Below are 11,444 nucleotides of genomic sequence, written 5' to 3'. Positions count from 1 at the left end.
CGCTTGTTTGATTCTTGTCAACAAGTTTTTTGATATTTATTTTTGTCTTGCTTCAAGCACTTGGCTCATTTCAAGACAAATAATACTTTACCTTCTTTTTGTCCTTTCGTCAAATTGGTCATTTTATTCGGTTTATTATGTGAACACACGGCTTAGTTGTCATTTTTATTTTTTCTTTCTTTTGCCTTTTGTTTAATTTTATCTGGCTTAATCTGGGAGAAGCAGTCTTTTAGTTCGCTTTTAGGTCATTTTTACCGGAAGACTTTTTCAAAAAAATGTTATTTCCCGGTAAAAAAGAAAAGCCGCGGATCAAATCCACGGTTTCTTAGTTCTTGCTCTTATTTCAATCTGCTTTCTTCTTAAAGCCATTTTCCAGGTAGCTCAAGCGGCGGTCCAGGACTTGGGCCAGCTTGGCCGTATCGACGGGCCGGCCGGCTTCATAGTCTTCTGCTCCTTCACTAAGGCAGCTGATGAAGGCCAAGAGCAGGCTGTGCAGGAGAAATTTCAAGTCAGTCCGGTCCTGCAAAGCAACCTTAGCTGTCAAACCGGCAATTTCCTGAGCCGACAGGCAGGCCAGCGGGTCTTCTGCCTGCTTGGGCCGGGGCACTTGCTGGGAGTGCAGCATGTCAATCTTCCGGTAGAAGAAGGCCGCGTTTTCCCCATAGAAGATTTCATCCAGCCACTGGGGCAGGACCTTCCTGGCCAGGGCAAAAGGATCATAGCCGTAAGCAGCTAATTCTTTCCGGGCGCCTTCGATCATCCGCTGGCTGATCTGGTCACCCAGGTAAAAGTAGACGTCTTCCTTATCCGCAAAATACTGGTAAAAGCTCCCCCGGGGGATCCCCGCCGCCTTGATCAAGCGGTTGATGGAAGCTTCATCGAAGCTGTGGGTAAAAAATTCCTCCCGGGCCGCTGCCATAATCCGATCCTGCTTTTCCTTAGGCAGGTTGAAAAAAGTCTGGCTGGGCATTTTTTACTCCTTCCGCAAAGCTTCAACTGGATCCAGCTTGGAAGCGTGGTTGGCTGGCAGGATCCCGGCGATCATGCTGATGACAATGCTGATGAGCAAGCCAGTCAAGGCGTATTGCGGGGTCAAGCTGACCACGGCCGCCTTAAAGGCTGACTGGGTGAAGCTGTTGATCCCCTGGGCCAAAAGCCAGGTCAAAGCAATGCCGACAATCCCGGAAGCCAGGCCCAGCAAAAAGGCTTCGCTGGAGAAGATCCGCCGGATGTCCTTGCGCCGGGCACCCAGGGCCTTCATGACCCCAATTTCCTGGGTTCTTTCGACTACCGAGATGTTCAAGACAACCAGGATCATGATAGCTGAAACCAAAAGGGAAACTGCCGCGATAGCCGTCAGAACGTAAGTCAAAACGCTCAAGATGCTGTCAAACATTTCCGTCATCTGCTCCTGCATTGAGCCGGCAAAGCCCTTGTCCTTGGCTGCCTGCTTGATAGAAGAAGTGTACTGCTTGTCCGTTGCCGTCAAGTAGACCACGTTTGCCTTCAAGCTCAAGCCGTTGTCTTTGAAGATTTTTGCCAAGTCGCTGTAGGGCAAAAGTAGGGTGCTGACCTGGCCGGAACCGGAAGCTTCATAGATCCCGACTACCTTGACCGTTTTGGTGATAGTCTTGGTCCCGATCTGCAAACTTGCCTTGACCTTCTTGCCTAAGATCTTCTTGCCCAAGTTGTCGGCGCTGCCGCTGTCGATCATGACCTCGTCCTTGCCAGCCTTAGGCAAGCGGCCCTTCTTGACCTCTGACTTGGCGATCCCATCATTGACCGTCTTAAGGTAGATCATGCTAGCCGTCTTCTTGCCGTATTTCAGCTGGTTGGTCCCCAGGGAAATCGCGCTGTAGCCCTTCTGCAGCTTTTTGACATGGGCGATCTTCTCCAGCTTCTTTAAGTCCTGCTTGCTAAAAGCCGAAGCGCTGCTGGTCCCGGACAAAGAGGCCATATTGTTTTGCTGCTGCTTGGCCAGGGCTGCCTTGTCCCCGGTTTGCTGGGCCTGCATCCCCTGCTGGCGCATCTTCTGGCTGGAAGTCTTCTGGATTTCCGCGACCAGGGGATTGGAGTAGGTGCTCATCTGCCCGCTGACATAAGAGGTAACCCCCTTGCCCAGGCTGAGCATGAGGATTACGGACATGATCCCGATCCCCATCCCGGTTGAAACCAGGGCGTTGCGGCCAAACTTGGCCTTCATGTTCTTAAAAGCCAAAGAGATCGCCTTAAAGAGGCTCATCTGCTGGATCTTAACTTCAGTTCTCTGCTCCAGGTGGTGGTCCAGGGGCTTTTGTTCCTGGTCGCTGACGATCTGCCCCTGGTCGATCCGCAGAACCCGGCTGCAGTGGCTGGCCACCTTGTCTGAGTGGGTAACCATCAGAACCAGCTTGCCTGAAGCCGCGATGTCTCTGATCATGTTCAAAATCACGTCAGTCGTGTCCGCGTCCAGGGCCCCGGTTGGTTCATCGGCGATGATCACGTCCGGGTCATTGGCCAAAGCCCGGGCAATGGCCACCCGCTGCTTCTGCCCGCCGGACAACTGATCGGGCTTCTTGTGCATGTGGTCCTTCAGGCCCACCTGGGTCAAGAGCTCTTCCGCCCGGCCGCGCCGCGTTTTTTCATCCGCGTTGGACAGGGTCATGGCGATTGACACGTTGTCGATCAAGTCCAGGTGGGGGATCAAGTTGAAGTTTTGAAAAATAAAACCGATTGATTTCTTATGGTAGTTAACCATTTCCTTTTGGGAAAAATCACGCAGGTTCTTCCCTTCGTATAAAATGGCCCCTTCAAAGTCAGAGTCCAGGCCCCCGATCGTGTTCATCAAGGTCGACTTGCCTGACCCAGATTCCCCGACGATGGCGACCATTTCCCCGGCGGCAAATTTCGCATTGACCCCGCGCAAGGCCTCGTACTGGCCCCCGCCCGGCATCTTGTAGTACTTTTTGACGTCTTTCAATTCAAGAACTGTCATCTATCCGTCTCCTTATGCAAAAATATGACAACTTGTCATATGACATGTTGTCATATTAATCCCTCTCCCAGCTTCTGTCAAGCAAAACAAAAAACATGACCCCGGAAAATTCCGAAGTCATGTTTTTTTCACGTTCTTAGCAGCTGGCGCCGTTTTGAATCTGTTCAGCGGTAAGTTTGCTTGGCTCGTAAACGTTGACGCCGACCGCGCTGTCAATCAAGCCGCTGCCGTCGCTCAAGGACAGCATCCCGTACTGTTCGCCAACGCTCAAGCTGTCATCCAAGAAGCCCATTTCCGCCTGGCCCGTGTACAAGTCTAGACCTAAATCGTTGTCGATCTTGATTTGGTAGTCCGCGTCTGCCTGGTCCAGGGCGACGAACTGGAAGTTAGCCCCTATCGTGCAACTTCCGCCCTGCAGTGAGTACTTGTTGGACCCGTCATTTAAAGCCAGGATCAAGACTGGCTTGTTTCCCAGCTTCTTTTGCAAAAATTCTCCAGCTTCCGGACTAAAAGTCATTTTAACCATATTGTTACCTCCCATCGGAATTAATTATTTTTTGATAGTTTGAGTGTAGCACGTTTTTTCTCAGCAAAAATTGATCCAGGTCAATTTTCTTCCCTCTAAGGGCGGAAAAATGCTTAAGAATGTTATAATTTCCCTAAAAAGTGTGAGGAGGTGGACCACATGACTAAAGTCAAATTTAACCTGGACGACGAACTGGCCATCCTGCTTCAGGCCTACCAAGACCAAAGCGGGACAGACAGGGACGCCATCATCAACCAGGCCGTCAAACAGCTGCTGGTCAAAAAACTGGGCAAAAAGCGGATCGCCCAGTTGCTCAAGGACAGCGAAGACGGCAGCGACTACCAGCTGGAACAGTTCTTCAGCAGCTACGACTGGCTTGAATAGGCAAACAAAAAAGCCCAATTCCACCAACATTGGAATTAGGCCCACACAGTGCGTGCCAAAGCAAACCACATATTAAGGGCTGTTTTCGCTACCGGAGAAAACAGCCTAAGCATTTGACACAAGATAGATTATATACTCAAACTGGCTTTCGGACAATCTTTTCGCCCCGAAAGCTTATTTTTTTAATTTTGCCAGGACGTCTTTATTCGTCAAAGCCACCGTCGGCAGCTTTTTCTTTTCCCGCCAAGTCTTGGTCAGGTAGTAGTCGTTAATCGCGTATTCCGGTTCCGCGTACTTCTGCTCCATAAAAGGCTTGACTGCCTGGTCAACGGCCAGCCAGCCGTTCCAGCCCAGGTGGATGGTGTCTTCCATGAAGTACTTCTTCTTGCCGTCCTTGGACAGGTCATAGATGTTGTCAAAGCCCTGGCTGATCAGCTGGTGCTTGATCTTAGTCGTAGCCGTGTCATACATCTTCAGTGACAAGCCAGTGTACTTCTGCCACTTGGCGTTAACTGGCGGAATAATGAAGAGAACCTGGGTCTTGTCCTTGGCGAACTGGTTCAAGAGCAGCTCGAAGTCCGAGTATTCCGGGGATTCAACATAGTTGAACTTCTTCTGGCTCCCCTTCAGTTTCTTGAGCAGCTTGGCATTCAAGCGCTTTTTGTAAAAACTAGTCCGGATCCCAAAGCGGTTGCCCTTGGTATCCTTCTTGGCTTCCTTCTCTGAGGCCTTCTTCAAGCCCTCGTAAGAGTAGGTATCCGGCAGCTTGGCCCCCTGCTGCTCAATCTTTGGCAGGCGGTCGCGCAGCTGCAGGGAAGTAAAGAACTTGTCTTCCGTGGAGTAGATCTGCCGCCGCCAGCGGAGGTAGTAGCGCTCCATCTTGGAGATCCCCACCCCGGCCGCGATTTCCAGCAGGGCATGGTGGATCACGTGCTCACTCTTCACGCTTGGCATTTGTAAAAGGCGGCGGGCCGCGTAGCGGTCAGCTTCCGTGTCTTTAGCGTTCAAAATAAAGTCGCTGGCATGCAGAGGCGAGTAGTAGAGGGTAAAGGCATCCGGGTTCTGCCCCTGGGGCGTGAACCATTGCGGTGAAATAATCACCACGGCCTTCTTGCTTGGCGCCTCCTGCATCCCCAGGTATTGAGCCAGGGACTGGCTGCCCGGTCCCCCAAGCAGGAAAGGCGTGTAGGAACGATGGTACTTGGTAGCCAGGACAGTCGGGTGCATGTTGTCAAAACGCGACAGTTCACTTGACCCGTAGAAAGGCACATAGCCCTGCTTATAGGCCTTCTGCCGCATGGCCTTGCCCTTGAAGACAGTCGTGGTCTGCGAAGCGGCGGCCTGGAAAAGGCTGCCCTTTGAGAAGGTCCGCTCCCAAGGCAGGGATAAGATCCCCATCAGCAAGAGCACCGCGCAGATGACTGGCCCAAAGATCAGCCAAAGTTTTGTCTTATTCTTCATCTTGCAGTTTCTTCACCTGTTCAACCAGCTTGTTCGGGGTATTCCAGTCGTCGCGGTTGAATTCAGAAACCGGAACGGTGATGTCGAAGGTTTCCTGCAGGGTCAAGAGCATCTGCACAGTGGACATGGAGTCCATGATCCCGCTCTCGTAGAGTTCTTGATCCATGTTGTCTGAGAAGTCTTCACCAGTTGCTTCAGCTAAAATGTCAACGATTTGCTTTTGAATATCCATAATTTTCCTCTTCTTGTTAAATCTATTTCTTTAGATCTTTTTCTTTTTTCTGTTAATTTCTTAAAAAAATTACTTGCCCAGCGGCACGTTGAACCACAGGTTGTTCAAGAAGCCTGAGAAGATCAAGAAGCTGAGGCAGACCACGTTGAAGGTCACGAAAATTGCCACCGCTTCAGTGAACTTGTTGTGCTTGACCAGCTTGTGCTTCTTCTTGAAGCGGAGCCAGATGTCGTTGATGATGATGGCCAGGGCGTGGTAAAGACCGTAGACGATGTAGTACCAGGTCAAACCGTGCCAGACCGCCATTACCATGAAGTTGACCAGGTAGGCCGCTTGCGCCAGGCGGTTCCGGTTCTTGATCAAGCGCTTCTTCATCGCGAAGAAGGTGAAGCGCATGAAGATGAAGTCTCTGAACCAGAAGGACAGAGTCATGTGCCAGCGGTTCCAGAATTCCTTGATGTTGTGGGCCGCGAAAGGCTTGTTGAAGTTCATCGGCGTGTGGATGCCCATAAAGTAGGAAATCGACACGGCGAAGAGGGAGTAGCCCGCGAAGTCAAAGAACAGGTACATTGAGTAGCAGTACATGACCCCTAAAAGCCACCAGGACAGGTGCAAAGGATACATCCGCCCGGCCAGGATGGCCTGCTGCTCAAGGTATGGCAGGCAGTAGGTCCCGAAGAACCAGCCCAGGAGGAACTTGTACAAGAAGCCCTGGAAGAGGTATCTGACCGCGTAAGAGAGGTCCTTAATGTAGTCTTCCCGGCTCGGTGCCTTGTCATAGTCCTTGACGAAGCGGCGGTAGCGGTCGATCGGGCCGCTGGAGATGGTCGGGAAAAACAAGAGGAAGCGGGCGTACATAACCGGATCCACCTGCTTGATCGTCCCGTCGCGCAGCTCCATGACCACCTGGACCGTCTTGAAGGTCAGGTAGGAAATCCCTAAGAAGCCGAAGTCGATCCCCTGCTTATGGGGCACGATCGGCCAGATTTTTACCCCGACCAAAGGCAGGATAGCCAGGATCACGGCCAGGCAGAAGACCCAGGTCTTATTGGCCTTCCCCGTCTTCTTCCGGTAGTGCTGGTAGGCAAAAGTTACCAGGAACTGGTAGACGATATAGCAGATCAAGGTTACCCCCTGCTGCCACTTGTCCGCGTCGAAGATGAGGAAGATGAAAGCAAGGGAGACCAGGGCTTCGTACCACTTGTAGCGCTTGCCGAAGTAAAGGCCGATAATCAAAGGCAAAAGCGCGATCAACAGGTAGACAAAGTACTGCGGGTTTTCATATGGTTGCAGATTTATCACGCCTGGTTAACCTCCTTGATGACCGCCTTGATGTCGACCTTCCCGTTCTGGGAGATCGGCAGGGCGTCTTTGTAAAGGTAGCGCTGCGGGATCATGTACGGCATCACGTCCTTGGCCAGGCCGTCTCTGATCTGCTTGGTAATGGTCCCTTCAGCGAACTTGCGGCTGACCCCGTCGTTTAACTCAACCACGGCTACCAATTGCTTGATCGTGTGGTCAGGCTTGTAGATCGGGGCAGCAACCGCGTGGCGGACCAGCGGATTCTGGTTCATGTAGAAGTTGATTTCTTCCAGCTCGATCCGGTAGCCGTTGAACTTGATCTGGAAACCGATCCGGCCCTTGTAGAAGAGCAGGTCCCCGTCAAAGTAGCCCACGTCCCCGGTCCGGTAGTGCTGAACGCCGTCTTCCTGGTAAAAGGCTTCTTCGGTCTTTTCCGGGTTATTGATGTAGGCCTTGGAAACTGACGGGCCGGCGATGATCATTTCCCCGCTCTTGCCGTCATCGCCCTGGCTGCGGTCAATGGTGATTTCCGTATCTTCCTTGACATAGCCGATTGGCAGGCGGTCATATTTTTCCAGAATTTCCGGGGTGATCTCCACTTGCGTGACTGCCACGGTCGCTTCCGTTGGCCCGTAGGTATTAAAAATCCGGCTGTCCGGGAAGCGTTTCTTGAGCATTTCAACTTCCTTGCGGGGCAGTTCTTCCCCGCAGAAGAGGAAGTGGCTGAGGCCGGCGTGGTGTTCTGCGTCAAAAATCCGGTCCAGGAAGCACATTTGGGCAAAGGACGGAGTTGACACCCAGACATTTACGTCGGTTTCCGGCAAGGCCTTGAAGAGCTGGGCAAAGTTTTCCGTCACTTCGTGAGGCAAAACAACCAGTTCCCCGCCGCTCAACAGGGCCGGGTAGATGCTCATGACTGACAGGTCAAATGAGTAAGGGGCCTGGGCCAAAAAGCGCGGATGGTCCGGCAGGTCAAAGTCCTTCAGTTCCCAGTCAACGAAGCTAACCAGGTTGTCGTGGCTGATCTGGACCCCCTTAGGCTTACCGGTCGTCCCGGAAGTACAAATGATGTAGAAGTTTTCATCGCCCTTGACGTAGTCTGCCTCATCCGCTGTCCCCTCTTCCGGAACGTCGTCCGGCTTAAGCAGGGTCAAGTCGCCCAGGTCGACTTCCGGCAAGTCGCTGATGGCGATCAAGACCGGGGAGGCAGAGACTTCTCTGACCAGGTCGATTCTTTCAGCGTTAGAATAGTCGGCGATTGGCACGTAGCAGTGCCCGCTCTTTACACAACCTAAGAAGCAAGCCAGCATGTCAAAAGTCTGCCCGCCCCAAATCATAACGGGTACCTTGGCCGGTGCTTTTTCCTTTAACAAGGCTGCCCAGCTGTTAGCCCGCTTGATCAAGTCAGCGTAGGTGTTCTTTTGACCCAGGTAGTCGTAAACTACCCGGTCTGGTTCTCTTTGCGCGATCTCATCGATCGTCTTGACAATATTTCTCATTTCCACTCAACTCTCCTAAAATTCATTGTAAATAAAGCCAGTTGAACCCAAGCCACAATATTCATACAAATAAATCAAGCCTAATAAAATGAGGCTGTAAAGCAGGGTTCGCAGGATAAAAGACCGGATGACCTTCCCCCGGCTGACTGGTGTCTTGTTTTCCATTAAGCTCATCTCCTCTTCTTTTCACCAGAGTCTGCTATCCCAACAGAATGAAACAACACAACTTACTTTTTTATTACAGTCAACTGTAACACATTATTCATATTTCGTTCACAGTCTTCTGACATTTTACCATTTCTTAACGTATTAAAAAACACAAAAAACTAGTCCTTCACCTTATATTTTTGCAAAAAACTACTTCAATCCGGCCTTACGCTCCTGGCTGTAGCAGAACAAAAGCGGAATTGAAGGCAGTAAGCCGACGAAGAACATCGCGATCAAGCTCATCCGCAAAACGTAGCTTGGATACTGCCACTTGTCCAGCTTGGCGGTCGCCAGCACGTAGGCTGCGTACAAAACGACCAGGGCCAGGCCCCACAAGAAGCTGGCGTAATGAGTGACCTGGTAGAGGTAGAGCAGGCCGCTGGCCGGGATCAGGCAGGACCAGCCGGAAATCTGCACGTCGATGATGATTTTCTTAGCAAGTTGGCTATCCATTTTTTATTGTCTCCTTTATATGATATTCGCTATTTATCAGTTATTGTCCAGCAGGGCGTTGATATTGACCGACAGGGTCCGGTCCATGACCGTGATATCCTGGCGGGCATACTGGCTGGAGGCCGATTCAAAGAGGCAGAGCAGCTGGCCCTTATAGACTGTGATCTGCTCTAAGTAAGGCGGCATCCTGACCACCTGCTCGGCATTTGACTCGTCGAGGTTGTTCACGGCCGTGATCGGGAAGATGTAGAGCTTGGAATCCTGGCTACCATATGACTGGCTGAGGAAAATTTTGTCCCCGTAGATGGCCAGGCCCTGGATCTGCTTGTTCATACTGGTCGTCCCGTCTGGGTCAGACCAGGAAACGGACTCGTTGATACTGGAAATCTCACTGGTGGTGATGGTGTTTTTGTACTGGCCGGACCGGGCCAGCTTGTAGCTGGCGACCTTGCCATGGCCATTTTCATTGAAATAGCCGACAAAGAGCTGGTCATCGTAATAAGTCAGAGCTGAGGCCTTGGCGATCGAGTTGATCGGAATCTCATGATCATAAACCAGCTGGTCGCTAGTCTTGGCGCTGGCCACGTATTCGATCAATTTGGCCAAGGAGAAGGACATCAAGGCTGACTGCCCGTCCTTTGACCCGGTCAGCCAGATCTGCATTCCCTTAGGGTCATAAGCAATCCCGCCCAGGTGCTGCCGGCCTGGCAAGCGGACCGTTTTCAAAAATTTCCCCGTCTTTTTGTCTAAAACATAAATGACCGAGGCATGCCGGTGCTGGCCGTCATAGGCCGTGATCAAAAGATAATTGTAGACCACGGCGATCCCCTGGGGGGTCATGGCGCTGGCTGAAGTAATCTTTTTCGCCTGGTAGTCATAGCTCCGCGTCGAAATGAGGCCCGGGATGACCACGTCCTGGCCCACCGTCGTCCTTTTCGGGGTCTGGTAGGCGGCCTGGTAGACGAAACTGTAATTGTCCCGGATCGCCTTCCGGTAGGCTGTCAGCTTGTGCCAGGCCGGGCTGGTGCTGGTTCCGTCCTTGGCCTTGGTCAGCTTGGGCCGGGCCGCCAGCATGGCCTGCTTCATCTGCCACTGGCTGTAAGCCGGATAGGCCCAGTAATAGCCCCAGGCTGCCAGGCCCGCCAGCAGGATTAGGTTAAAAATCAGCAGGCGCAGCTTCCGGTGAAAATGGTGCTTCTTCCGGCTGACTAGTTTCTTTCCGCTTTTTCTGTCTTTTTTGCCCATTGGCCCTCCTTCCGGCCTTTTTTCTGCAATTTTCCCCCTAAAAAAGAAAATTCCCCTCTATCTTAACAAGCCCGGCCAGGGGCGAAGCACTTTTTTTGGCTTTTTTTGAATTTTTTCGCTAAATGTCATACTTTGTTCACATTTCCAGTATAATATAATGACCGTAGCAAGCGAGAGCTTGTTACTACACTCAACTTTTTGTTTTTCATTCATACTCCTCCAAAGTAAATGAAAAATATCGACTGACTCCATAGTCGATTCATATCTATCCCTTTCGGCTCACGTGCGTTGCGTGAGCTTTTTTGTTGCTTGAAGAGGTCTTTATAGATCCGTAAGCAATTCTTTACTCTTTGTTAAGGAATTCCGAACCCTTTATTGAGAATTACCCTGTATGATAAACATGTAACGAGCTGGTAGAACTCGTTACAAGTACTCCCACTTTTTTATTTCATTCATTCTTACTCCTCCAAAGTAGATGAAAACCAATTAGGCCTGCGCGAGCAGGCCTTTTTCTTTTTTTCTTTTTTTCTTTTTCCCAAATAGTTTTATACTTAAATTATGTCAAAAAAATTAGCATAGAAAAAATATAAGGAATTAGGTTGATGATTTCAGCAGCTATTCAACGCGTTCTCGCGGAAAAGTCCGGCTCCTTTTTGATTCCGGCCAGCAAGATTGCCATCGTTGAAGAAGACAATCCCCTTTACCATGCCTTCTTGATCTTAACCAAGGTCAAGTATGCCAAGATTCCCGTCTTGAACAAGAAGGGCCAGATCACCGGCCTCTTAAGCCTGGCCATGATCACCGACAAGATGCTGGACCTGGATGGCATTTCCGTTAAGCCTTTGAACAAGTACAAGGTCAAGGATGTCATGGAGACTGACTTCGTTTCCATCAACTTTACGGAAAAAGACATCGAGACCCAGCTCCACCTGCTCGTTGACAACAACTTCCTCCCCGTTGTCGACGACCAGGGGGTCTTTCAAGGGATGATCACCAGGCGAGAATGGTTCAAGGCCTTCAACTACCTGGCCCACACTTTTGACGACCACTATGTCACGGTTGACAAGAAGTAGGTCCTTAAATTAGAAGCGGAGAATTAACAATTACAATCATAAGCATTTTCAGTGTAAGAAAGGTTCAGTATAAAAACTTGTGTAAATG

At 50.8% G+C, this 11,444-nt stretch carries 12 protein-coding genes; 2 read left to right on the top strand and 10 right to left on the bottom strand.

What is annotated here, in order from left to right; genetic code table 11:
* Positions 1–343: 343 nt before the first annotated feature.
* The 3 genes from HMPREF3168_RS04560 to HMPREF3168_RS04550 all read right to left on the bottom strand — a co-directional run bounded on the left by HMPREF3168_RS04560 (position 344) and on the right by HMPREF3168_RS04550 (position 3,500).
* A complete protein-coding gene (locus HMPREF3168_RS04560) occupies positions 344–970 on the bottom strand; it encodes a TetR/AcrR family transcriptional regulator (protein ID WP_003613644.1) in 627 nt (208 codons plus the stop codon).
* 3 nt (positions 971–973) lie between these two features.
* Complete coding sequence (locus HMPREF3168_RS04555; protein ID WP_003613647.1) at positions 974–2,974, bottom strand: ABC transporter ATP-binding protein/permease; 2,001 nt, start codon at positions 2,972–2,974, stop codon at positions 974–976.
* Positions 2,975–3,110: 136 nt separating this feature from the next.
* Positions 3,111–3,500, bottom strand: coding sequence for an iron-sulfur cluster biosynthesis family protein (locus HMPREF3168_RS04550; protein WP_070488676.1), 390 nt, complete (start codon positions 3,498–3,500; stop codon positions 3,111–3,113).
* Positions 3,501–3,659: 159 nt separating this feature from the next.
* Between HMPREF3168_RS04550 and HMPREF3168_RS04545 the strand changes: the two genes are divergently transcribed.
* A complete protein-coding gene (locus HMPREF3168_RS04545) occupies positions 3,660–3,884 on the top strand; it encodes a hypothetical protein (protein WP_003613653.1) in 225 nt (74 codons plus the stop codon).
* A 174-nt stretch (positions 3,885–4,058) separates the two neighbouring features.
* On the opposite strand, the gene dltD is transcribed toward HMPREF3168_RS04545, so the two are convergent.
* From dltD to HMPREF3168_RS04515, 7 genes are all read right to left on the bottom strand, one after another.
* A complete protein-coding gene (gene dltD, locus HMPREF3168_RS04540) occupies positions 4,059–5,345 on the bottom strand; it encodes a D-alanyl-lipoteichoic acid biosynthesis protein DltD (RefSeq protein WP_070488674.1) in 1,287 nt (428 codons plus the stop codon).
* The gene (gene dltC, locus HMPREF3168_RS04535) at positions 5,335–5,577 is read right to left on the bottom strand and encodes a D-alanine--poly(phosphoribitol) ligase subunit DltC (protein ID WP_035162154.1); all 243 of its coding nucleotides are present in this window, start codon (positions 5,575–5,577) and stop codon (positions 5,335–5,337) included. Before dltC ends, dltD begins: the two co-directional genes overlap by 11 nt.
* A 69-nt stretch (positions 5,578–5,646) precedes the next feature.
* Positions 5,647–6,879, bottom strand: coding sequence for a D-alanyl-lipoteichoic acid biosynthesis protein DltB (gene dltB / locus HMPREF3168_RS04530; protein ID WP_070488672.1), 1,233 nt, complete (start codon positions 6,877–6,879; stop codon positions 5,647–5,649).
* Positions 6,876–8,378: a D-alanine--poly(phosphoribitol) ligase subunit DltA gene (dltA, locus tag HMPREF3168_RS04525; protein ID WP_070488670.1), complete on the bottom strand. Its 1,503-nt coding sequence runs from the start codon at positions 8,376–8,378 to the stop codon at positions 6,876–6,878. Before dltA ends, dltB begins: the two co-directional genes overlap by 4 nt.
* 15 nt (positions 8,379–8,393) lie before the next feature.
* Positions 8,394–8,543, bottom strand: a complete 150-nt coding sequence (gene dltX / locus HMPREF3168_RS09805) for a teichoic acid D-Ala incorporation-associated protein DltX (protein ID WP_002878364.1) — start codon at positions 8,541–8,543, stop codon at positions 8,394–8,396.
* A gap of 192 nt (positions 8,544–8,735) precedes the next feature.
* Complete coding sequence (locus HMPREF3168_RS04520) at positions 8,736–9,038, bottom strand: hypothetical protein (protein WP_035162145.1); 303 nt, start codon at positions 9,036–9,038, stop codon at positions 8,736–8,738.
* A gap of 36 nt (positions 9,039–9,074) precedes the next feature.
* On the bottom strand, positions 9,075–10,283 hold the full coding sequence (locus tag HMPREF3168_RS04515; protein ID WP_002878361.1) for a YncE family protein: 1,209 nt from the start codon (positions 10,281–10,283) through the stop codon (positions 9,075–9,077).
* A 602-nt stretch (positions 10,284–10,885) separates the two neighbouring features.
* Here HMPREF3168_RS04515 and cbpB point away from each other — a divergent pair.
* Positions 10,886–11,356, top strand: a complete 471-nt coding sequence (cbpB, locus tag HMPREF3168_RS04505; protein ID WP_070488666.1) for a cyclic-di-AMP-binding protein CbpB — start codon at positions 10,886–10,888, stop codon at positions 11,354–11,356.
* Positions 11,357–11,444 lie beyond the last annotated feature (88 nt).

Source organism: Lactobacillus sp. HMSC08B12 (assembly GCF_001808415.1).
Classification (GTDB): domain Bacteria; phylum Bacillota; class Bacilli; order Lactobacillales; family Lactobacillaceae; genus Lactobacillus; species Lactobacillus delbrueckii.
The sequence above is the reverse complement of the archived record's forward strand: the minus strand, read 5'-3'. Positions and strand labels throughout refer to the sequence as shown.